This is a genomic window from Streptomyces lavendulae subsp. lavendulae, assembly GCF_002803845.1.
GTDB lineage: Bacteria > Actinomycetota > Actinomycetes > Streptomycetales > Streptomycetaceae > Streptomyces > Streptomyces lavendulae.
This window is the reverse complement of the sequence record NZ_CP024985.1, coordinates 7455069-7476535: the sequence shown is the minus strand read 5'-3', so window position 1 is coordinate 7476535 and position 21467 is coordinate 7455069. Positions and strand designations below refer to the sequence as shown.

General features: G+C 74.3%; 19 protein-coding genes. 7 read left to right on the top strand and 12 right to left on the bottom strand.

From position 1 onward, the window contains the following. Positions 1–34: 34 nt before the first annotated feature. Entirely contained in the window at positions 35–952 is a 918-nt protein-coding gene (locus tag SLAV_RS33470) for a glycoside hydrolase family 19 protein (protein WP_030234306.1), read from the top strand. Between the two features lie 58 nt (positions 953–1010). On the opposite strand, the gene SLAV_RS33465 is transcribed toward SLAV_RS33470, so the two are convergent. From SLAV_RS33465 to SLAV_RS33455, 3 genes are all read right to left on the bottom strand, one after another. Then, positions 1011–3755 carry a helix-turn-helix transcriptional regulator gene (locus SLAV_RS33465; protein ID WP_030234303.1) on the bottom strand — a complete coding sequence of 915 codons (2745 nt, stop codon included), beginning with the start codon at positions 3753–3755 and terminating at the stop codon, positions 1011–1013. Between the two features lie 262 nt (positions 3756–4017). Next, positions 4018–5829 carry a S8 family peptidase gene (locus SLAV_RS33460; protein ID WP_037687820.1) on the bottom strand — a complete coding sequence of 604 codons (1812 nt, stop codon included), beginning with the start codon at positions 5827–5829 and terminating at the stop codon, positions 4018–4020. 368 nt (positions 5830–6197) lie between these two features. Then, positions 6198–6953: a DUF1838 family protein gene (locus tag SLAV_RS33455; RefSeq protein WP_030234298.1), complete on the bottom strand. Its 756-nt coding sequence runs from the start codon at positions 6951–6953 to the stop codon at positions 6198–6200. Between the two features lie 171 nt (positions 6954–7124). On the opposite strand from SLAV_RS33455, the gene SLAV_RS33450 reads away from it, so the two are divergent. From SLAV_RS33450 to SLAV_RS33440, 3 genes are all read left to right on the top strand, one after another. Next, positions 7125–8108: a DUF1996 domain-containing protein gene (locus tag SLAV_RS33450; protein ID WP_030234296.1), complete on the top strand. Its 984-nt coding sequence runs from the start codon at positions 7125–7127 to the stop codon at positions 8106–8108. Between the two features lie 84 nt (positions 8109–8192). Continuing rightward, positions 8193–8795, top strand: coding sequence for a sigma-70 family RNA polymerase sigma factor (locus tag SLAV_RS33445; protein ID WP_030234295.1), 603 nt, complete (start codon positions 8193–8195; stop codon positions 8793–8795). After that, positions 8792–9517 carry an anti-sigma factor family protein gene (locus SLAV_RS33440; RefSeq protein ID WP_030234293.1) on the top strand — a complete coding sequence of 242 codons (726 nt, stop codon included), beginning with the start codon at positions 8792–8794 and terminating at the stop codon, positions 9515–9517. The genes SLAV_RS33445 and SLAV_RS33440 overlap by 4 nt, the downstream gene beginning before the upstream one ends. Before the next feature lie 422 nt (positions 9518–9939). On the opposite strand, the gene SLAV_RS33435 is transcribed toward SLAV_RS33440, so the two are convergent. Genes SLAV_RS33435 through SLAV_RS33400 form a run of 8 tightly spaced genes read right to left on the bottom strand, consistent with a single transcriptional unit; the run spans position 9940 to position 17343 of the window. Next, positions 9940–10671, bottom strand: coding sequence for a DUF7873 family protein (locus tag SLAV_RS33435; protein WP_030234291.1), 732 nt, complete (start codon positions 10669–10671; stop codon positions 9940–9942). A gap of 44 nt (positions 10672–10715) precedes the next feature. Next, complete coding sequence (locus tag SLAV_RS33430) at positions 10716–11885, bottom strand: alpha/beta hydrolase family protein (RefSeq protein ID WP_051841170.1); 1170 nt, start codon at positions 11883–11885, stop codon at positions 10716–10718. A 58-nt stretch (positions 11886–11943) separates the two neighbouring features. Continuing rightward, entirely contained in the window at positions 11944–13191 is a 1248-nt protein-coding gene (locus SLAV_RS33425) for a cytochrome P450 family protein (RefSeq protein ID WP_051841169.1), read from the bottom strand. Then, positions 13188–14417, bottom strand: coding sequence for a cytochrome P450 (locus SLAV_RS33420; protein ID WP_030234285.1), 1230 nt, complete (start codon positions 14415–14417; stop codon positions 13188–13190). Before SLAV_RS33420 ends, SLAV_RS33425 begins: the two co-directional genes overlap by 4 nt. Then, a complete protein-coding gene (locus SLAV_RS33415) occupies positions 14414–15058 on the bottom strand; it encodes a GTP-binding protein (protein ID WP_030234282.1) in 645 nt (214 codons plus the stop codon). The genes SLAV_RS33420 and SLAV_RS33415 overlap by 4 nt, the downstream gene beginning before the upstream one ends. Beyond that, on the bottom strand, positions 15039–15395 hold the full coding sequence (locus SLAV_RS33410) for a DUF742 domain-containing protein (protein WP_030234280.1): 357 nt from the start codon (positions 15393–15395) through the stop codon (positions 15039–15041). Before SLAV_RS33410 ends, SLAV_RS33415 begins: the two co-directional genes overlap by 20 nt. Then, entirely contained in the window at positions 15392–15793 is a 402-nt protein-coding gene (locus SLAV_RS33405; protein ID WP_030234278.1) for a roadblock/LC7 domain-containing protein, read from the bottom strand. Before SLAV_RS33405 ends, SLAV_RS33410 begins: the two co-directional genes overlap by 4 nt. After that, positions 15790–17343 (bottom strand): sensor histidine kinase, encoded by a 1554-nt coding sequence (locus SLAV_RS33400; RefSeq protein WP_030234275.1) that lies wholly within the window; start codon positions 17341–17343, stop codon positions 15790–15792. Before SLAV_RS33400 ends, SLAV_RS33405 begins: the two co-directional genes overlap by 4 nt. A gap of 232 nt (positions 17344–17575) precedes the next feature. On the opposite strand from SLAV_RS33400, the gene SLAV_RS33395 reads away from it, so the two are divergent. From SLAV_RS33395 to SLAV_RS33385, 3 genes are read left to right on the top strand one after another with little or no spacing between them, the layout of a single operon-like run. Beyond that, positions 17576–18475, top strand: coding sequence for an ATP-grasp domain-containing protein (locus SLAV_RS33395; protein WP_037687830.1), 900 nt, complete (start codon positions 17576–17578; stop codon positions 18473–18475). After that, a complete protein-coding gene (locus tag SLAV_RS33390) occupies positions 18472–19263 on the top strand; it encodes an ATP-grasp domain-containing protein (RefSeq protein ID WP_030234271.1) in 792 nt (263 codons plus the stop codon). The genes SLAV_RS33395 and SLAV_RS33390 overlap by 4 nt, the downstream gene beginning before the upstream one ends. A gap of 53 nt (positions 19264–19316) precedes the next feature. After that, positions 19317–20366, top strand: a complete 1050-nt coding sequence (locus SLAV_RS33385; protein WP_030234268.1) for a zinc-dependent alcohol dehydrogenase family protein — start codon at positions 19317–19319, stop codon at positions 20364–20366. 12 nt (positions 20367–20378) lie between these two features. Here SLAV_RS33385 and SLAV_RS33380 read toward each other — a convergent pair whose 3' ends face one another. Beyond that, entirely contained in the window at positions 20379–21458 is a 1080-nt protein-coding gene (locus SLAV_RS33380; protein ID WP_051841174.1) for a DUF2330 domain-containing protein, read from the bottom strand. Between the last annotated feature and the right edge of the window lie 9 nt (positions 21459–21467).

The window sequence follows — 21467 nt, the reverse complement described above, 5'->3', positions numbered from 1 at the left end:
CCGCGACGATTCCCCCCACTCCAGGAGCAGTTACGTGATACGCGCCCTCCGCCGCCGTACCCTCTCCCTCGCCGCGGCCGCCGCCGTGACGCTCGGCCTCGCCGTCGCCCTGCCCGCCTCCCCCGCCGCCGCGGCCCCCGCCTGCGCCTCGGCCTGGACCTCCTCCGCCGTCTACACGGGGGGCACGAGCGCCTCGTACAACGGCCACAACTGGCAGGCGAAGTGGTGGACCCAGGGCGAAACGCCCGGTACCACCGGCCAGTGGGGCGTCTGGTCGGACCAGGGCGCCTGCGGGGACGGCGGGGGCACGGACCCCGGTACCGGCAACCCCTCCGGGTTCGTGGTCAGCGAGGCACAGTTCAACCAGATGTTCCCGAACCGGAACCCGTTCTACACGTACAACGGCCTGGTCGCGGCCCTGTCCGCCTACCCCGGCTTCGCCAACACCGGTGACGACACGGTCAAGCGGCGCGAGGCGGCCGCCTTCCTCGCCAACGTCTCGCACGAGACGGGCGGGCTGGTGTACATCGTGGAGCAGAACACCGCCAACTACCCGCACTACTGCGACGCCTCCCGGCCCTACGGCTGTCCCGCGGGGCAGGCCGCCTACTACGGGCGCGGCCCCATCCAGCTGAGCTGGAACTTCAACTACAAGGCGGCGGGCGACGCCTTGGGCATCAACCTCCTCGCCAACCCCTACCTGGTGGAGCAGGATCCGGCGGTCGCCATGAAGACCGCCCTGTGGTACTGGAACACCCAGAACGGGCCGGGCACGATGACCGCGCACGCCGCGATGGTGAACGGCGCGGGCTTCGGCGAGACCATCCGCTCCATCAACGGGTCCCTGGAGTGCAACGGCGGCAACCCCGCGCAGGTGCAGAGCCGGGTGAGCAAGTACCAGAGCTTCACGCAGCTGCTGGGAGTCACCCCGGGGAACAACCTGAGCTGCTGACGGGGGAAAGCGGGCGGACCGGCGCCGGTCCGCCCGCTCGGTGCCCGCCCGGTGCCGCTCAGTGCCCGCGCAGGGCGGTGGCCAGCTGGGCGCGGGAGCGGACGTCCAGCTTCTGGTAGATCCGCGTGAGCCGGGCCTCCACCGTCTTCACGCTCAGGAAGAGCTTCGCGGCGGCCTCCTGGTTGCTGGCTCCCCCGCCGACGAGCAGCGCCAGTCTGGCCTCCCCCTCGGTCAGGGCCGCCACCCCGGGGTGCGGGGCGGCGGTCTCGGGCGGGGTTTCGCGGGCGAGCCCGAGCCAGGGCGTGGCCCCGGCTGCCGCGAAGACCTCGGCCGCCGCCGACAGGGCGGCCCGGGCGGGGGCCCGGCGCCGGCGGCGGCGTTCCACCCGGGCCAGCGCGAGGAGCGTACGGCCCTGTTCCAGGGGCAGCCCGAGGGCTCCGAACCGCTGGGCGGTCGACTCCAGCAGGGCCACGGCCGGTTCCGCTTCGCCCCGCGCCGACCGGCACAGGGCCCGGGCCCGGTCCAGGGCCGCGACCACCGTGGTGCGCCCCAGGGAGCGGGCCACGGGGGTGACCCGGTCGAGGAGTTCCGCGGCTCCGGCGGGATCGTCGGCGGCGACCAGGGCCTCGGCGAGCTCCCCGTGCCAGCGCAGGACCGAGGGGTCCACCACCTGCTGGGCCTCCTCCAGCGCGGCGACCCGGCGCAGCGTGGCGACGGCCTTCGCGGCCTCCCCGGTGGCCAGTTCGACGGTGCCGAGGGCGTACAGCGACCGGGACAGGAAGACCTGGTCCTGTTCCTCCTCGGAGGCCTGGATGCCCCGGCGGGCGTATCCGGCGGCGCGGGCGAAGCCGCCGGCCGCGGCCTCGGCCGTCGCGGCGACGTACCAGGCCGGTCCGGGCGACAGGCCCGCCTCGATGGTCAGTTCCAGCGCGCGGCGGGCGTGCGCGGCCCCGGCGCCGCAGCGGCCGCGCCGCAGTTCCACCTCGGTGAGGCTGCGCAGCACCTCGAAGACGTCCTCGGCGGATCCGGTGCGCTGCACGGCGGGCAGCAGGACGAGGAGCTGGCGGCGGGCGTCGGCGAGCCGGTCGTCGAAGAGCGCGTGGCGCACGGCCAGGTACTGGGGGGCGTTGCGCATCCCGAGGGGGACCTCGGGGGCGGGCAGGGCGAGGGCCTCGGCCAGGATGTCCTCGGCGTCCGGGTCCCCGAGGATGCGGCCCATGCGGGCCCGTACGGTCAGGGCCATGGCCTCGGCGACCTGGTCCCCGCCCGCCTTGGCGAGGGCGCCCGCCTCGGCGGCGGCGTCGCGGGAGCGCTGGGGGTCGCCGTCGCCGATGTTGTGCTTCCAGGCGATGCGCAGCTGGACGGCGGCCCGCAGCGAGGGGTCTGCGGCGGCGTCGGCCAGGGCGTGGGCGATGGTCTCGTCGAGGTCGGCGAGGGCCTGCCCGGCGGCGTCGATCACGGCGAGCCGGGCGCGGACCCGCTGGGCGGGCGAGGCGTCACGGGCGAGGACGGCGCGGGTGGCGCGGCGGGCGAGATCGGCGCGGCCGGCCCAGCCGGCGTCCTCGGCGGCGGCGACGAGCCGGGCGAGTTCCTCGCGGGGCAGGGCGACGGGGGTGCGTTCGGCCGCGAGCAGCCCGAGTTCGGCGGCGAGGGCGCGCTGGCCCCGGCGCCGGCAGGCGGCGGCCGCGTCGGTGATCTGGGCGGCGAGCTCCGCGTCGGGGGTGTCGACGGCCAGCGCGCGGTGGCGTACGGCCTGGACGGGGTCGTCGACGGCGGCGGCGAGGGCGGCGTGTCCGGCGGCGCGCTCCGGCCAGCCCGCGTCGGCGGCCAGGGCGGTCGGCAGGGCGCCGGCCGTGAAGGTGACGGCGCCGTCCTCCGCCACGGTGACCAGCGCGGCCCGTTCGGCCTCCGCGAGTTCCGCTTCGGCGTCGGGGCGGCCGGCGCGGCGCAGCAGCGCGGTGGTGGGGCGGGCGGCGAGGGCGGCGAGGAGCAGGGTCCTGCGGGCGCGGGCGGGGGCTTCGGCGAGGAGCCGGCGGGCGACCTCGCGGGCCTGGCCGGAGACGGGCGGGGTGTCGGCGTGGTGGGCGGCGCCGCCCGGTCCGCCGCAGGCCTCGGCGAGGGAGTGCCCGAGGGCGAGGGCGAGCCGCGGGTTGCCCCCGCTGGCCTGGTGGACGCGGCCGGCGAGGCGGGCGGGCAGGCCGTGGCGGAGCAGGAGCTCGGCGACCTGGTCGGCGCCGAGCGGGGGGACGTGGACGACGGGGGTGCCGGGGCCGCAGAGGGGTTCGGCGACGGGGGCGCCGCCCTGGACGCATTCGGCGACGAGGACCCGTACGCGGGGCGGGGTCAGACGCAGGACGAAGCGGAGCAGGTCGGTGCTCTCGGCGTCCAGCCACTGGGCGTTGTCGAGGACGAGCAGGACGGGGCCGGGGGCGGACAGGGTGCGCAGGACCTCGACCACGGCGAGGCGCAGCGCGACGTGGTCGCGGCCGGCGCCGGGGTCGTCGGTCTCGCGGCGGAGCCGGGCGATGGCGGTGCGCTGGGGTCCGGCGAGGCGTTCGAGGGCGGTGCGGGGGACGGAGGCGAGCAGGGTGGCGGCGGCGGCCTCGGGTATCGCCTGGTCGGCGGCTTCCGGGGCCAGCCGCAGGACGGTTTCCCGGCGGCCCTCGGCGGCGGCCGCGACGGCGCGCGCCACCTCGGTCTTGCCCGCTCCGGCGGGCCCGGTGAGGACGGCCCGGCCGTGCGTGGTCAGCGCACGGTGGACCGCCTCGATGAGTTCGCGTTGTCCGACATTGGTGTGTCCCACCCGGGTGTCAGCGTGCCCCGTCGCCGCCACGCACAGCCACCAGCCTTTCGCGCCCCAGTTCTGTGCCTTTCCTGTGAGACGCGACAATACGAGGTCAGCCGCCGGACGGACCCGGATTGTGACGCAGAATTCAGTCCGTGGACAGAATGCGCGGCGGGCCTGCCGGTACGGGAGGTACCGGCAGGCCCGCGTGCTGGGATTTGGTCCGTACCATCGGTCCGTCAGAACGGAGTTGGGGGGCTCCGCCGGGGACCTGGACGGGTCAGAAGCCGAGGCTCCAGGAGTCGATCCTGCCGGTGTCGCCGCCGGCGTTGTCGTTCACCCGCAGCTTCCAGGTGCCGTTCGCGGCCTCGGAGGAGGCGTTGACGGTGTAGGTCTGGTTGATGTTGGCGGTGCCGCCGCCGGCCCGGTTGTGGAGCGTGTAGACGGTGCCGTCGGGGGCGACGAGGTCGACCTTCAGGTCACCGATGTAGGTGTGCACGATGTTCACGCCCACCTGGAGGGTGGCCGGGGCGTTGCCGGTCACGCCGGAGACGGTGATCGGGCTCTCCACGGTGGTGTTGTCACCGATGGCGACGTCCGCGGTGTTCTCGAACTTCGGGGTGGTGGGGGTGGAGGTGACGGCGTTCACGGTCGCGGCCGCGTCCGCGAGGCCGGAGCCGCAGCCGCCGGTGCAGGTGCCGGCGAGCGGGCGGGCGTTGGCCTTGATGGCCGCCTCGACCTGGGCCGGGGTCAGCGACGGCTTGGCGGCGACGAGCAGCGCCGCGAGGCCCGCGACGTGCGGGGCGGCCATGCTGGTGCCCTGGTACGGCTTGTAGATCTCGGCGCCCGGCGTGGTGGTGCCGGCGTTGAGGGAGGAGAGGATGCCGTTCTCGGGGGTGGTGACGGTGCCGGGCGTGTCGGTGGCGCGGCGGGTCTCACCGCCCGGGGCGGCGACGTCGATGATCGAGCCGAAGTTGGAGTAGAAGGAGCGGTCGCCGGTTCGGTTGGTGGCGGCGACGTTGATCACGTTGTTGCAGCTGGCGGGGGAGAAGCCGGCCGCGTCGGCGTTGCTGTTGCCGGCGGCGACCACGACGGTGGTGCCGCGGGCGACGGCCGCGTTGATGGCGTTCTGGTAGCTGGCGGTGCAGGCGCCGGAGCCGCCGAGGCTCATGTTGATGACCTTGGCGGGGGTGGCGTTCGCCGGGACGCCGGCGACGGAGCCGCCCGACGCCCAGGTGATGGCGTCGACGATGTCCGAGGTGGCGCCGCCGCACTTGCCGAGCACGCGGACCGGCTGGATCTTGGCGTTGTAGGCGATGCCCGCGACGCCCTTGGCGTTGTTGGCGGCCGCGGCGATGGTGCCCGCGACGTGGGTGCCGTGCCAGGAGGAGTCGCTGGCCTTCGAGCCGGTGCCGCACTCGCCCGCCGCGCTCCAGTCACCCTGGTCGGCGGGGTTGTTGTCGCGGCCGTTGCCGTCGCGGGCGGCCGTCGAGCTGCTGATGAAGTCGTAGCCCGCGACGATGTTGGGCGCGACGTCCGAGTGGGCGACGTAGCCGGTGTCGATCACGGCGACGGTGACGCCGGAGCCGGTGGTCTTGTCCCAGGCGGCGGGCACGTTCATGCCGGCGGTGGGCTCGAAGAGGTCCCACTGCTTGGCGTACTCGGTGTCGTCGGGGGTGCTCATCGCGTAGGCGCGGGAGTCGGGCTCGACGTAGGCGACGTCCGGGTCGGCACGGAACTGGGCCATCACGTCGGCCGCTTCGGAGGGGGCGACGGCTCCGCCGAGGTTGACGAGGGCGGCACCGGTGCCGAGGCGGCGGTCGAACTTCGCCTTCTTGCCGGCCTTCTTGCCCTTGGCTGCCGCGTCGTCGGCGGCGGCGGTGTTGGAGCTGGCCTCGGAGGCGGTGGACTTGTACCCGACGATCAGGTTCTCGACCGGCGCGGCGGCGGGCGCGGCGGGGGCCGCGGCGGCCGGGAGGGTGCGGGCCGGGTCGTTCCCGCCGGTCACGGCCACGGAGGCGGTGGCGGAGCCCGCCAGCAGGGTGACGGAGATGGCCGCCACGGATATGAGCCGACGTCTGGTTGCGTGCACGGTGTTCCCCTTCGCGGGCCGCTTCCGGGCAGGCCGGAGCGGCCGGTCGGTGCAGTGTGGGAGGTGATCGCGGCCGCGGCGCCGGGGGCGGGCTGGTCAGACCCGCTCCGGCCGCCGCCGCGCGTTGCGTCGTCCGGGCGCGACGGTGGGACCGGACGACTGCGTACCCGCGATCCGCGCGTCCTCGTACGGCTTCACACCATGTGGGGTGGGTGCGGGGGCCGTTCGGGATGTGGAAGATCGCCGGTGGGCAGACAGTAGGCAACGCGGGGGTGAACCCGATACGGGGAAAACCCTTGTCCGGACCCTGGCGGCCCCCTCCCCCGGCCCCCGGCGCGCCCCCGCCGCGCCTCCGGGGGCGCGCCGGGTCACCTGGGGCCGAGCTTGCGGAAATAGGTCCAGCTGGTCTCGTTCGGCTCGGTCCACTTCTCGGGGGCCCGGGCGAACTCGGGATGGTGGGCGGCGATGTACGCGCGGGTGCGCTCGGGCACCTCGGCGTAGGAACCGAGCTTCACGCCGCGGCAGTGGAAGGTGAGGCCGCCGGGACGCTGCCCCTGCTCCATCCAGGGCAGCCAGGGCGACTGGCGGGTCCAGGACATGGTGGCGGGCACGCTCGGGGCGTCGCCCGCGAGGGCGGCGGCGGGGGTGAAGAACTGGAAGAGCTCCAGGGCCCGGTAGGTGTCGTCCGCGGAGTTCAGCGGGTAGTCGGCGACGGGCAGCGGGGAGGGGTAGGACAGCGGGACCTCCAGGCTGAAGCAGACCTGGTCGCCGAGGTCGGTCCGGGGGACGGGGAAGGGCCGCCACCTCTGGTTGGCCGGGTCGTTCCAGACGTGGACCACGGTCTTGTCCTGCCAGGTTTCGAGGATCTCCCGAGTGCCGGGGTCGAGGTAGAAGGCCGCCTCCCGGGAAAGCATCCGGTAACCGCCGGCCCCGCCGGCCCCGGCGTCCTCGGCGTGCTCGGCTTCGAGGCGGGCCACGTTGACGCCCTCGAAGCCGAAGAGGCGGCGGTAGGGCTCGCCGGGGGCCCAGGAATGGACGTCGCCGGACCACCAGTAGGTGACCTCCTCGCCGTCCAGGGAGACGCGGGTGCGGGCCAGGTCGCGCAGGAGCTCTTCCGGTGTCATACGGAGAACTCTGCGCGGCCCGTGTCCGCCCCGGCAAGGACCGGACGGGCCAACTCCCCCCGCTCCGGGGCCAGGAGCCGCGGTGCCGTGCGACCCGTACAACCCCCGGCGGCGACCCTCGTGCGGATGCCCGGTTGACGGCCGTGCCGGGCACCGGCAACCGTGACCGCCATGGGCAACGAACACCGACTTCTGGCGCTTCTCGTCTGCCTGGTGCTGGGCACCGGGCTGACGGCCGCCGTGCTGGGGGCCACCCGGGCCGCCGGATCCCGTCAGGCCTCCGTGGCGGGGGCCACCGTGGACATACGCACGGTCTCGCCCGCCCCCCAGGCGCCGGCACCTGCCGGGGCCGACGCCTCCCCCGGCTCGGTGACGGTGGACTGCGGGCGCAACGAGGAGGGCCACTGGAACGAGGACAACCTGGTGGTCTCGCCGGGGCTGCGGTCCGGCGCCCACCACACGCACGCCTACGTCGGCAACCTCTCCACGGACGCCCTGTCCACCGACGCCTCGCTCGCCGGGGCGGCCACGAGCTGTGCGGGCGGCGACCGCTCCACCTACTACTGGCCGGTGCTGCGCCGGGTGGACCGGCCGGGGAGCGGTCCCCACGAACACTCGGCCGGGCACGGCAACACCGGGGAGATCCTGCCCGAGGCCTCCGTGACCGTGGAGTTCCGCGGCAGCCCGGTGAGCAAGGTGGTGCCGATGCCCCGGTTCCTGCGCGCGATGACCGGCGACGCCGTCGCGTACACGGCGGGCGCGCGCGCCGACGTCCGGGCCCGCTGGGGCTGCACCGGGTTCCCCGACCGGTCCACCACCGACTACCCGCGCTGCCCGTCCGGTTCCCTCGTCACCCGCACGCTCGTCTTCCCCAGCTGCTGGAACGGACTGGACACGACCGCCCCCGACCACCGCTCCCACCTGCTGTTCCCCTCCCCGCGGGGGGTGTGCCCGCAGGGCACCTTCCCGGTGCCCGAGCTGCGCCTGTCGCTGGCCTACGCGGTGGCCCCGGGCGTGCCGATCGCCCTGGACTCCTTCCCCGAGCAGCGGCACAGCCCGCGCACGGACCACGCGATGTTCGTCGACGTGATGACGGACGCGCAGATGGACGCGGTCGTCGCCTGCCTCAACGAGGGACGGGCATGCCGGACCTGAGTGACGTACGTCACGTGAACCGGACGTGCGCCCACGGCGTGTTCCGACCGCACCAGGTAACACCAGGCGGACGGAGAGGGTGAGATGGCCGGACCACTGTGGCCCCGCACTCGGCGGGGCTCGACAGACGAGGCACTGATCAGGTCGGTCTACGAGGAGCACGGCAACGCCCTGCTCGCGTACGCCACCCGGCTCACCGGGGACCGGGCCGCCGCCGAGGACGTCGTGCAGGAGACACTGATCAGGGCCTGGCGGCATTCCGAGGTCCTGGTCAACGGGAAGGGCTCGGTGCGCGGCTGGCTGCTCACGGTGGCCCGCAACATCATCACGGACCGGTACCGCGCCAAGGCCGCCCGGCCGCCGGAGGTCTCGGGCGCGGCAGCCGCTCCCCCGGTCGAGGGGGACCACGCGGACGCGGTGGTGGACACCATGACGGTACTCGGCGCGCTGGACCGGCTGACCCCGGAACACCGCGACGTGCTGACGGAGTTGTACTACCGCCAGCGCAGTGTCGCCGAGGCCGCCGACCGCCTCGGCATACCCGCCGGTACGGTCAAATCCCGCTCGCACTACGCGCTCAAGGCCCTGCGCGAGGTGTTCGCGGACGGCGCCGGGGACGGCGGCGGGAACAGACGATCAGGCCGGCCGCCCCAGCAGCCCGGCGGACTGCGGGAGGTGGTGGCGTGAACCGGCAGCGGCACGAGGAGGAACTGCTCGGCCCGTACGTGCTCGGTGTCCTGGACGAGGACGACGTACGGCGTGTCGAGGAGCACGTCGGCGATTGTGTGCGGTGCCGTGAGGAGGTGGCCGCGTTGCGCGAGATGGAGGGGGTACTGGGCGAAGTGCCCGAGGAGGCGTTCCTCGAAGGGCCGCCGCAGGGCGGCGACCTGCTGCTCCAGCGGACCCTGCGGCAGGTGCGCGGGGAGCGGGCGGCGTCCGCGCGGCGCCGGGTGGGGCTGGCGGGTCTGGCCGTGGCGGCTTCGCTCGCGGCCGTGTTCTGGGCCGGGACGCAGCTGGGCGGGGACCGGGAGCCGGTCGGGGCGCTGCCCGCGCCGCCGTCCCCGACGGCGTCGGCGGTGCCTTCCGCGCCCGTACCGGGGACCAGGGTGGCCTCCGCGACGGACCGGGACACCGGTGCGCGGATGAACGTACAGGTGACGCCGGCGGCGAAGTGGGTGCGGGTGCACGCGGCGGTGACCGGGATCCCGGCCGGCGAGCGGTGCCGGCTGGTGGTGGTCGCCAAGGACGGTACGCGCTCCACCGCGGGTGGCTGGGTCGTGGGCACTGCCGAGCACGGCGAGGGCAAGGGGGCGTCCCTGGACGGCTCCGCGGCCGTGGACCCGGCGAACGTCAGGGAGGTCCTGGTGGAGAACGAGTCCGGCCGGACCTTCGTGTCCGTGCCGGTGTAGCGGGAAGGCGTCCGGCGGCCCTTCGGGCCGTGGACGTGACGGAGCCCGGGAGCATGTCCAGCTCCCGGGCTCCTGTGTGCCACCCAATTGCGCACACCGGCTGCGTTTAAGAGCGGGGATCAAGGTGAGGCCGACGTGTTCTGCCTTTGAACTACCGCGCCGCGGAAGAGGCGCAGGAGGGACTTGAACCCCCATCCGTCAGTGATCGTCCCTGCTCGGTCGATCCGGTGTTCGGCGGCGAATACTGAGACTGGAGCGATAATCTGAAATTCAAGGGGCCGCCTCTTCCGGCTTGGGCCACCCCGGCACGTGGTACCGGGGGAGGGATTCGAACCCCCAACTGACACCCCTGCTTCAGCTTCAACATCAGTTTCAGCTTGCGCTCTCGCGCACCCCCTGCGACACAGGGGGCGTTCTCGGGGCTACCCGAACAGGTAGCCGAACACCGCGTCGCCGACCCGCTCGTCGGTGACCTCGGTGCCGTTGGCCTCCTCGCGGGCGAACTTCACGGCCTGCTGGAGCCGCTCCACCCGGTCGAGGAGCTCGTTGACCCGGCGGGCCGGGAGGGCGCCGGAGAACTTCACGGTCGTCCAGTAGCCGACGGCCACGTCCTCGTAGTAGACCTCGACCTGGGCCGGGTGCTGCTCGGTGGCCTCGGCCTTGACGTGGTTGCGCGGGACCTTCTTGGTGCGGATCGTACGCACCGCCTCCGTCCTCCAGGAGTCCGTGGACGGGTCGAGGTTCCACGATTCCGAGGCGTCGAGGACCGGCAGCTTGCGCACGAAGGTGTGCAGGTCGGTCAGCTGCTTCTCCAGGAAGAGCAGGTACGGCACCGGCACCTCGGCGAGCAGCACGTTGCCGTCGACGACGACGTCCGCGGCCGCGGTGCGGTTGGCCCAGTCCTTGGTGGCCGTCACGTCGAACAGACGGGTCAGGGTGCTCGCCGTCGCCCTCAGCACGTCCTCGGCCTTGACCTGGACCCGGGTGGACTCGGGGGGCAGCTGCTCGCCCTCTTCGTCCTTGGGCTGGTACGTCCGCGAGATGCCGGCCAGCAGGGCGGGCTTCTGCACGTCGTGGTGAGCCTGGGTGAGCTCCTGGAGGGACTTGGACTTGACGCCCTTTTCGACTGCGATGATCTGATTCAGCTTCGGCACGTGATCAACCTAGCGAGCCTTCCGATGAGATGACCATCCATTTTTCACGGGTTGTGGAAGCGGGCTTCGGGCGTGTCGGCGCGGGGGCCGTCGAGGGCCGGGGCGGGCCGGCCCTTGAGGTGGAGGTCCAGGAAGGCCGTCACGTAGCGGCGGGTCAGCTCGACGGCGCGGGATCCGGGGAGGGGGGCGTCGGGGTGGGGCAGGCCGAGCTGGTCGCGCAGGGCCGGGAAGTCGGTCGCGCCGAAGTGGTCGGTGCCGTCGAGGGTGATCCAGCGCTTCCAGCCGTCGAAGTGCGGCCACGGGCCGGACCAGTTGCCGGGGCCGTCCCCGGGGACGCTCGCCGCGGAGCCCAGCAGCATGAAGGGCCGGCCGCCGATGCCCGCCGCCGGGTAGGGCTCGGGCAGGGTGCCGTCCATGTCGATGCCCGCACGGATGCGCGGGTCGGCGGCCATCGCGGGCAGGGCCGTGGCTCCGCCGATGGAGTGGCCGGCCATGGCGATGCGGGAGGAGTCGATCAGGCCGGCGTTCTTCCACGCCGGATGGCGCCCGGTCAGGCGGTCCAGCAGGAAGGTGGTGTCGCGGGCGCGGACCTCGGTGACGGCCTCGCGGCCGCCGGGGCCCTGGGTCTGGTCGCAGGCCAGGCAGGTGAGGACGCGGCCGCCGGGGAAGGCGGTGGCGGCGCTCTCGTAGGCGTGGTCCACGGCGGCCACCACGTAGCCGCGGGAGGCGATCTCCTCGGCGAGGGAGCTGAGGGTGGCCCGCGGGACGGTGAAGCCGGGCGAGAGGACGACGAGCGGGTAGCGGCCATGGACGGGCCGTGCGTCGATGCGGGCGTGGGCCCGGGTGGCGGCGAAGACGGCCGGGTCGACGGCCCCGTCCAGGCCCTTGTCGGCGAGGATCAGCCGGGCTTCCTCGGTGCTCATGTACGGGGCGGGGGCACGGCCGGTGCCGGGCTGCGCCGGATAGCGCAGGGTGACCATGAGCTCGCGGGGCCCGGAGTGGGCCCAGGGATCGGTCCGGCTGCGGTCGACCAGGTGGAGGTCCTCCTGGCCGACCGCGAACCGGCCCGTGGCGGGCGGCAGTTCGAGCGCCGTGCCCTGCTTCTGCGCAGCGGCGGGTGCCGCCTGCGCGGCGGAGGCCGCGGCGACCGGGAGCGGCAGCAGCAGGGCCAACAGGACGGCGGCGGCCGCGGTGCGGCGGCGTGTGGTGTTCATGACGCCGAATCTAGGCCGGGGCCGGCGGCCCGGCGTCGGCCCGCGGTGGTATCCCGTGTCAGACCGTGGTCGCAGAAAGCCTCACGGGCAGGTCGTGGAGGTCGTTCTGGGTCAGGATCGGCTTGTTGCGCAGCTCCTCGCGGCCGACGGCCAGGCCGAGGCCGGGGAAGCGGGCGTAGAGGGCGGGCAGGGCGACCAGGGCCTCCAGGCGGGACAGGGCCGCGCCGGGGCAGACGTGCGGGCCGTGGCCGAAGGAGATGTGCCGGTTGGGGGTGCGGGTGACGTCGAACTCCCCCGCGCTCTCGCCGTGCTGGGCCTCGTCGCGGCCCAGGGCGCCGAAGGAGACGATCAGGCCCTCCCCCTCGGGCAGGATCCGGTCGCCGACCTCGATGTCCTCGGTGGCGAAGCGGATGAGGACGTGCGAGGTCGGGGTGGACCAGCGCAGGGTCTCCTCGATGACGTTCTCCCAGGGGACCTCCCCGGCGAGGACGCGCGCGCGCTGCTCGGGGTGGGTCTCCAGGGCGACGACGGCGTTGACGATCAGGCTGATGGTGGTCTCGTGGCCCGCGGCGACCATCAGCTGGAGGGTGTTGGTGATCTCCTCGGTGCTGAGGTGGTCGCCGTCCTCGGAGGCCGCGATCAGGGCGCTGGTGAGGTCGTCGCCCGGGGTCTCGCGCTTGGACTCCACGATGCGGGAGAAGAGCGCGCCGAGGTCCGCCATCATCTGCGGGACTTCCTCGGGCAGGGTCTGGGTGGAGAAGAACTTCTCGAAGAGCGCCTTGAGCCGGGGGTGTTCGGCGGCGTCGACGCCCATCAGCTCGCTGATGACGTTCATCGGGAGCGGGTAGGCGAAGTGCGCCTTGAGGTCGACGACCTCCCCGGCCGGGAGGGTGGCCAGCTTGTCGAGCATCTCCGTGGTCAGGGCCTCGATGCCGGAGCGCAGCTTCTCCACCCGGCGCACGGTCAGGGCCTGGGCGACCAGGGTGCGCAGGCGGCGGTGCTCCTCGCCGTCGACGGTGAGCATGGAGCGGCCGGGGTTGGCGAGGCCGATGAGCGGCCAGTCCAGGGGGATCTCGCCGCGCTGCCAGGCCCCCCAGACGTTGATGTCCTTGACCACTCTGGGGTCGGTGAGCAGTCTCCTGGCCTCGGCGTGGTGCGTGACGGCGTACACGCCGACGCCGCCGGGCAGCACGACGGGGACCAGCGGGCCCGCGGCGCGCAGGGCGGCGCTCTCGGCGTCGAGGTCGGCGACGAACGGGTCGAGGACGAGGGGGGCGGGGCCGGTGTGGTCGATCGGGCAGGTCATCGGGCGGCTCCAAGAGCGGGAGTGGGAGTGAAGGTCACGGGCAGGGCCGTCAGCCCGCGCAGCCACGGCGAGGGCCGCCGGGTGAGCTCGTCGGCGGGGCCGGCCAGGTCGACGTCGGGGAGCCGGTCGAGGAGGACCTCGATGCCGGTCCGCGCGATGACCTCGGCGACCTCCTGGGCCGTGAAGGGGCAGCGGTGTTCGCCGTGGCCGAAGGAGAAGAAGGCGTTGTTCCCGCCGGTGAGGGCGCCCGCGTCGGTGCGGACGTTCGGGTCGCCGTTGGCGGCGGCCAGGCCCAGCAGGACCAGGTCGCCGCTGCCGATGCGCTGTCCGCCCAGCTTGGTGTCGCGGGTGGTCCAGCGGCCGGCGACGTTCTGGGTCGGGGTGTCCTCCCAGAGCACTTCGTTCATGGCTTCGCCGACGCTGTGGCGCCCGCCGGCCAGGGAGGCGGCGAACCGGTCGTCGGTGAGCATCAGGCGCAGCGAGTTGCCGATCCAGTCCGCGGTGGGCTGGTGGCCCGCGGCCATCATCACCATCAGGTCCTGGGCGACCTCGTCGAGGGTGAAGCCGGCGGTGTTGGCCAGCATCCGGGAGGCGACGTCGTGGCCGGGCTCGGCGGCCTTGGCGGCGAGCAGCGCGTACATCGACTCGCCGAGGTGGCGCTGGCCGTCCAGGGCGCCCTCCCGCCCGTTGATCATGTCGTTCATGGCGGTGACGAGGCCGGGGCCCTGTTCGTCGGAGAAGCCGTAGATGCGGGCGAGGACGCGCAGCGGCAGGAGCATGGCGTACTCGCCGACGATGTCGCAGGCCCCCTTGCCGCACAACTGGTCGATCAGCTCGTCGGCGAAGCGCTCGGCGTGGCCCTTGAGTTCGAAGGGGTCCACGGCCTCCAGGGCGGCGGAGATGACGGCGGCGCGCTCGCGGTGGCGTTCGCCCACGGTGTAGAGGATGGACGGCTGCTTGCGGCCGATCATCGGGAGCAGGGGCCAGTCGGCGGGGATGCGGTCCCACTGGTTCCACAGGTCGGAGTCGCGCGAGAACAGCTGGGGATCGCTGGTGACCTGGTGGAGTTCGCGGTAGCCGAGGACCAGCCAGGCCGGGACGTCGCCGTCGAGGACGACCGGGGCGACGGCACCGTGGTCGCGGCGCATCTCCCGGTACAGCTCGGCGGGGTCGGTCTGGAAGCGGGGGCCGCCGAGGTAGACGGGCTGGGGCTCGGGGGTGGTCACGGGGTGGGCTCCGGGATCGGGGGCTGGAGGGCCGGCTGGGGGTGTCGTGCGCGCTGGAGGTGCTGGAGGTGTTCGACGAGGGAGATCAGCACCTGCTTGCTGGAGGCGCGGGAGCGGGCGTCGCAGAACAGCAGCGGCACCTCGGGCGGCAGGTCGAGGGCGCCGCGGACCTGCTCCGGGGTGTGGGCGGGGCCGCCGAAGTCGTTGCAGGCCACGACGAAGGGCGTGCCGTGGTGTTCGAGGCGGTCGATGGCGTACCAGGAGTCCGCGAGGCGGCGGGTGTCGACGAGGACGACCGCGCCGAGGGTGCCGGAGAACAGCCGGTCCCACAGGAACCAGAACCGCTCCTGGCCCGGGGCGCCGAAGAGGTAGAGCACGTTGTGGGCGTCGAGGGTGATGCGGCCGAAGTCGAAGGCGACCGTGGTGGCGGTCTTGGCGGTGATGCCTTCGGTGTCGTCGACGGCCTCACCGGCCTTCGTCATCGTCTCCTCGGTGTTCAGCGGGCGGATCTCGCTGACGGAGCGGACCATGGTGGTCTTGCCGACGCCGAACCCGCCCACGATGACGATCTTCAGACCGTTGTCGGCGGTGCTGCTGAGGGCCTGCCGGGGCTCGCCCCGGTCAGAGGTTGCGGAGTCCAACGAGCACCTGCTCCAGGATGTCGAGGTCGGGAAGGCGGTACGTCGTGGCGCGGGGGTGCCTCGCGCTGATGCGGCCGGTGCCGTGGAGGTCGGCGAGCAGGATCCGGACGATCGACACCGGCAGCCCCAGCTCGGCCGCGATCTCGACGACCGCCGTCGGGAAGCGGGACATCCGCAGGATCGCGGCGTGCTCGGACTGCATGCCGGGCACCGGGTCGCACTCGGCGACGATCAGGGTGACCAGGTCGAACGCGTCGGAACCGGAGCTGCTGCGGCCGCCGGTGAGGGTGTAGAGCCGGTCCGGGGAGTCGTCCCGGCCCGGCCTGCCGCGGCTCATCCCCGGGGCCTGGCGATCAGATGCTCGCTCAGCTGCTCCACCAGTTCGGACATGTTGTGGCCGACGAGGCCCGCGTCGGCGTCGTCGGCGGCGACGAGGGCGAGGTGCGCGCCCTCGCCGGCCTCGACGATGAAGAGGATGCCGCCGTAGAACTCGGCCATGGCGGAACGGACCCCGCCGGTGCCGTCACCGAACTCGATGGACGCCCCGTGGGACAGGCTCTGGATGCCCGCGGAGATCGCCGCGAGCTGGTCGGCCTGGTCGACGGAGAGCTCGGGGGTGCGGCACAGCTTGAGGCCGTCGCGGGAGAGCACGAGGGCGTGCCGGGCGCCGGGGGTGCGCTCCAGGAGTCCCTCCAGGAGCCAGCTGAGCGTCTCGTCGGTGGTGGAGCCGGTCATTGCGTGTTGCCTTCCGGGTGCGTGGGGGTCGAGGGCTGCTGCGCCGAGGTGCCGCGCACGGCCTGGCGGAAGCTGCCGAAGCGGGCGGCGGACTGGGAGGCGCTGCCGGGGGCGGCCGGGGTACGGGCCGCCGCTGCGGCGGCGTCGGGTCCTTCGGGGTGGGCGGCGGCCAGGGTCCGGCCGCGCCGCCGCTGGGGCAGTCCGCTCTCGCCGAGCACCGGGGTCGTGCCGGTGGTTTCGGAGTCGTGGGTGGTGTCCGCGCTGTCGTGGACCGGCTCGGCCTCCGCGGCGGGCGCCGGCGCGGGCACGGTGGCGGCGCGCGGGGCGGGCACCGTGACGGTGCGCGGGGCGGGCTCGGGGGCGGCGATCAGCGGCGGGGCGGGGACGGGTTCGGCCGGGGCGCGGCTGATCAGCTCCTGCGGGAGCATCATCAGCGCGCCGGTGCCGCCGCGCGCGGAGGGCCGGAAGGAGACGGTGAGCCCGTGCTTGCGGGCGAGACGGCCGACGACGGCGAGGCCGAGGCGGGTGCCGGAGAGCCCGGCCAGGTCCAGGGACTCGGCGGTGACGGCCTGTTCGGCGCGGCTCAGCTGGACCTCGCTCATGACGAGGCCGCTGTCCTCGACGGTGATGATGATCCCGGCCGGCACCTCCTCCACGTAGACGTGGACCTCGGCGGTGGGCGGCGAGAAGTTCGCCGCGTTGTCGAGGAGTTCCGCGAGGGCGTGCATGACGCCTTCGGCGGCGTGTCCGGCGACGGCCGCCTCGCTGGTGGAGTGCAGGCGGACGCGCTGGTAGCCGCCGATGCGTCCCATCGCGCCGCGCAGGATCGATTCCATGACGATCGGCCGGGCCCAGCGGCGGCCCGAGCGGGCCCCGGTGAGGACGGCGATGGAGTCGGCGAGGCGGCCCGCCTGGGCGGTGCGGTGGTCGAGGTGCAGGAGGTCGCCGAGGACTTCCTCGTCGGCGTGCTTGTGCTCCATCTCGCGCAGGTCGGCCAGCATGCCGGTGGCGAGCGCCTGCATGCGGCCGGCCGCGTTGGCGGCGGCGGCCATGGCGGCGGCCCGTCCGGACCGGGCCAGGCGCAGTTCCTCGGCGAGCTGTTCGCGGCCGGCCCGGTGCGCTGCGTCGAGGCTGTCGAGCTCGGCGGCGTGGGCCTGCGTCACCCGGTCCAGTTCGGCGGCGCGGGCGGTGCTCAGGTGGTCCATCTCGGCGGTGTGCCCCGCGACGAGACGGCTCCGCTCGGCCGTGTGGGCCGCCGTCTCGCGGGCCGCGTCGGCGGTGAGCCGGGCGATGTGCGCCTCACGGACGGCGACGTCGGCGGTGAGCGCCGAGACCTGGGCGCGCAGCTGCCGGGCGTTGCGCGCCCACCAGGTGACGGCGCAGGCGGCCACGGCGAGGAGCAGCGATCCGGAGGCCGCGAACCAGCCGAGGGGGACGCGGATGGACGAGGGGGCCGCGGCCACCGCCGCCATGGAGAAGGTGCCCGTGGCCGCCGCGGTGACGAGCAGCGCGAGCGCGGAGGGGCGAAGGGGGGAGGGCGACGCCGTCATTAGTCAAAGCCTCAAACCGGGCGTAAATGGAAGAGAGGGTTCCTGTGGCAACGAGGCACAACTATAAGAGGATTGCTGATCGTTTAGGAAAGCTCTTGTCGAATATCACGCTCTGTAGCGCCCACTAAGGCTGTATCTGGAGCGGTTTCGGGGCTATGCCATGGCATCCTGTGACGTCACAGCTCGCCGGACGGGATCGGCGGAGGGGCGTCCGGGGAATATGGGGAAGGTCATGAGGCTCTGCTTCCTGGTGGAAGAGCACTACCGCCGTGACGGCATGCCGAACGAGGTGATCCGGCAACTGACCGCGTGGGGACACCGGGTGGACGTGGTCCGTCCGGGAGGCTCCCTGCTGCACATGGACGAGGTCGTGCGCTCGGGCGCCCACGACGCCTGGGTGCTGAAGACCGTGTCCGGCGGACCGGGGCTCACCCTGCTCGAAGCGGCGGCCGCCGCCGGCATGACGACGGTCAACGACGCGCGCGCCATCCGCGGGGTACGGGACAAGGCGCTGGCCGCCGCCATCGGCAGCGCCCGGGGCCTGCCCCAGCCGCAGACCTACGCCGTCGCCCGGCCCGAACTCCTCGCGGAGATACCCGACAGCGCGTATCCGCTCGTCGTGAAGCCCGCCGACGGCAGCTCCGGGCGGGGAGTGCACCTGCTGGCCTCGCCGGACCGGCTCGCCGCGCTCCTGCCGGAACTCGCGGGCGAGGCCATGCTCATCGCGCAGCCCTACGTCCCCAACGCGGGCACCGACATCAAGGTGTACTGCGTGGACGGCGAACTCTTCGCCACCGAGCGCTGCTCCCCCCTGCACCCGGACGCCGCGGTGCGCGAGCGGCAGGTGCCGCTGCCGGCCGAGGTGGCCCGGATCGCCGCCCGGGTGGGCGAGGTGTACGGGCTGGACCTGTACGGGGTGGACGTCCTGCTGGGTCCCGACGGGCCCGTGGTGGTCGACGTGAACGACTTCCCGAGCTTCCGCCAGGTCCCGGACGCCGCGGCCCGGGTGGCCCGTGCCGTACTGGCGCTGGCCCGCGCGGGCGGCGGGCGCGAGCGGCCGCCCGCCGCCCCGTTCGTCCTGCCCGTGACGATCCCGCTCCAGGTGGCCGCGGGGGCGGGGGACGGCGCGTGAGGATCGGCCTGATCACCCCGGACGCCGGGCACCCGCTGCTGGCGGCCGCCGTCGCGGCGCTCGCCCCCGGCGGGCACACGGTCCAGGTGCTGGACCCCGCCGCCGGGGCCGCTGGTGCGGCCGGCGCGGCCGCCGACGTCTACCTGCTGAAGGCGCGCACCCCGTCCGCGCTGGCCCTGGCCCGGGAACTGGAGCGCGGCGGGGCGCCGGTGCTGAACTCGGCCGCCGCCACCGAGGCCTGCCAGGACCGTACCGGCATGGCCGCGCTCGCCCTGCGGGCCGGGCTGCCCTTCGCCCCCACCCGCACCTTCGCCGCGGCGGCGCGGCTGGAGACCGCGGCGGGGCTGCCGTGGCCGATGGTGGTCAAGAGCCGGCACAGCCACAAGCACGACCTGGTCGCCCGCCTCGACGGTCCCGCGCGGCTGCCGGAGTTGCTGGACGACTGGAGCGAGGAGCCGGTCGTGGTGCAGGCGTTCGCGCCCAACGACGGCTGGGACCACAAACTGTGGGTGATCGGGGACCGGGTCTTCGCGGGCCTGCGCCGTTCCGAACTGGCCTCGGGCGCCAAGGAACCGGCCCGCAGCCTGGAGCGCCTCCCCGACGGCTGGGCCGGCCTGGCCCTGCGGGTGGGCGAGGTGTTCGCGCTGGACGTCTACGGCGTGGACGTCATCGACACCGGCGGCGGCGCCCCGCTCATCGTGGACGTCAACGCCTTCCCCGGCATCCGGGGCCAGGCCGGCGCCCCCGAGGCACTCGCCGCCCTGGCCCTGCGCCGGGCCGCACCCTGACCCCGGGGCGGCGGCGGGCGTAGCGTGAGGGCCGGTCTACGGAAGGACGTCCCATGCGCGCGGTGGTGTTCGAACGGTACGGGGAACCGGCCGAGGTCCGGGAGGTACCGGATCCGGCCCCGGCGCCGGGCGGGGTCGTGGTGCGCGTCGAGGCGACGGGACTGTGCCGCAGCGACTGGCACGGCTGGATGGGCCACGACCCCGGCATCACCCTCCCGCACGTCCCCGGGCACGAACTGGCCGGGGTCGTCGAGGCGGTGGGCTCCGGGGTGTCCGCCTGGCGGCCCGGCGACCGGGTGACCGTCCCCTTCGTGTGCGCCTGCGGCACCTGCGCCGACTGCGCGGCCGGCGAGCACCAGGTGTGCGCCCGCCAGACGCAGCCCGGGTTCACGCACTGGGGTTCCTTCGCGGAGTACGTGGCCCTGGACCACGCCGACGTGAACCTGGTGGCGGTGCCCGCGGAACTCTCGTACGCCACGGCCGCCGCCCTGGGCTGCCGGTTCGCCACCGCGTTCCGGGCGGTGGTCGCGCGGGGCCGGGTGGCGGCGGGCGAATGGGTCGCCGTCCACGGCTGCGGCGGGGTCGGGCTGTCCGCCGTGATGATCGCGGCGGCCGCCGGCGCCCGGGTCGTCGCCGTCGACACCGCCCCCGCCGCGCGGGAACTGGCCCTCTCCTTCGGCGCCGCCCACGCCCTCGACCCCCGGGCCGCCGGGCCCGGGGGCGCGGCCGGGGAGGTACGGGAGCTCACCGGCGGCGGCGCGCACCTCTCGCTGGACGCCCTCGGCTCCCCCGCCACGGCCTCCGCGTCGGTGGCCGGGCTGCGCCGGCGCGGGCGGCACGTCCAGGTCGGGCTGCTCCCGGCGGAGTCCGGCCCGGCGGCGCTGCCGATGGACCGGGTCATCGGCTGGGAGCTGGAGCTGCTGGGAAGTCACGGGATGGCCGCCCACGCCTATCCGCCGATGCTGGAACTGGTCCGCTCGGGGGCGCTGCGCCCGGACCTGCTGGTGACCCGCTCCCTCCCGCTGTCCGGCGCCCCGGCCGCGCTCGCCGCGATGGGCTCGGCGCCCGGGTCCGGGGTGACGGTGATCCTGCCGCAGCAGTGAGCCCCGCGGGCGTCAGGCGGACCCGGCCCGGCGGCGGTGGCGGTGGCGGTGCCGGATCAGGAGCGCCGTGCCCGCGGCCACCGTCAGGAGGGCGCCGGCCACCGTGAGCAGCCAGACCGGGACGCCGCCCACGGTGAGGACCTCGTAGCGGTAGACGGCCCGCTGGTAGGGGGTGTCCTCGGCGGTGGCGCGCAGTTCGTGGTCCCCGTCGATGCGGGACGGGTCCGGGAACCTCTGGTCGATCGCGGTCAGGAACACCGGTTTCCCGCCCGTGAGCGCGGCCAGCGGGCCCGTCGGGGTGATCCGTCCGGCGAAGGTCACCTCCGGGGCGGCCCCGCCGATCGCGGAGGCGGGCTCCATCCGGTGGCCGGCCAGTACGAACAGGCCGAGGGACTGCGGGGTGCGGGCCAGCCGGGACAGCCGCATCGGGTAGACGAGGCGGGTGCTGTCGAAGCGGATCCGCAGCGGGTCCAGTTCGCCGCTCAGGGGCCGACCCTGGTCGCGGGGGGCGAGGCGGACGGCCACGTACTCCCACTTCTGGTCGACGTACGGCTTCAGTTCCGCCGCGAGCCGGTCTGGCAGCTTGAACCCGTTGCTCTCCAGCCAGGTGCGCAGGGCGTCCGGGTCGGTGGCGGTGAGCCGGGCGACGTCGAAGTCGCCGAGCCGCTCGCGGCCGACCACACCGACCGAGGGGGCGGCGCCGGGCGGGGCGGCGCCGACGAGGCGGTCCCGGTCGTCGGCGAAGGGCCAGTCGGTGTCGCGCGGCCAGAAGTACGTTCGGGTGCGGTGCACGGGCCGGGTGAGTTCGGTGAGCGCGGGGAAGAGCCCGGCGTCGCCGAGGCCCACGGTGGCCCGGCCGGGGACCGGCATGATCCAGGCGGCGCGGCGGGCGTCACCGCCGACGGTGAACCGCATCACGATCTCCTCGCTGCGGCCGTCCCAGCGCACCACCGAGGCCTCCCGGTCCACCCCGATCCGGGACGCCTCGTCGGGGACCATCGCCCCGCAGCCGCAGGCCCAGGCGGGGCTGATCAGGGATCCCGCCAGGACGGTGAGCAGGGCGAGCAGCAGGGCCGGGATTCTTCGCTTCATCCACACGGG

What these genes read in the sequence shown, in the direction of transcription:
- SLAV_RS33430 (WP_051841170.1), bottom strand. Translation starts at nt 11,885, where the DNA reads ATGAACACCACACGCCGCCGCACCGCGGCCGCCGCCGTCCTGTTGGCC.
- SLAV_RS33385 (WP_030234268.1), top strand. Translation starts at nt 19,317, where the DNA reads ATGCGCGCGGTGGTGTTCGAACGGTACGGGGAACCGGCCGAGGTCCGG.
- SLAV_RS33400 (WP_030234275.1), bottom strand. Translation starts at nt 17,343, where the DNA reads ATGACGGCGTCGCCCTCCCCCCTTCGCCCCTCCGCGCTCGCGCTGCTC.
- SLAV_RS33405 (WP_030234278.1), bottom strand. Translation starts at nt 15,793, where the DNA reads ATGACCGGCTCCACCACCGACGAGACGCTCAGCTGGCTCCTGGAGGGA.
- SLAV_RS33380 (WP_051841174.1), bottom strand. Translation starts at nt 21,458, where the DNA reads ATGAAGCGAAGAATCCCGGCCCTGCTGCTCGCCCTGCTCACCGTCCTG.
- SLAV_RS33455 (WP_030234298.1), bottom strand. Translation starts at nt 6,953, where the DNA reads ATGACACCGGAAGAGCTCCTGCGCGACCTGGCCCGCACCCGCGTCTCC.
- SLAV_RS33425 (WP_051841169.1), bottom strand. Translation starts at nt 13,191, where the DNA reads ATGACCTGCCCGATCGACCACACCGGCCCCGCCCCCCTCGTCCTCGAC.
- SLAV_RS33410 (WP_030234280.1), bottom strand. Translation starts at nt 15,395, where the DNA reads ATGAGCCGCGGCAGGCCGGGCCGGGACGACTCCCCGGACCGGCTCTAC.
- SLAV_RS33445 (WP_030234295.1), top strand. Translation starts at nt 8,193, where the DNA reads ATGGCCGGACCACTGTGGCCCCGCACTCGGCGGGGCTCGACAGACGAG.
- SLAV_RS33450 (WP_030234296.1), top strand. Translation starts at nt 7,125, where the DNA reads ATGGGCAACGAACACCGACTTCTGGCGCTTCTCGTCTGCCTGGTGCTG.
- SLAV_RS33395 (WP_037687830.1), top strand. Translation starts at nt 17,576, where the DNA reads ATGAGGCTCTGCTTCCTGGTGGAAGAGCACTACCGCCGTGACGGCATG.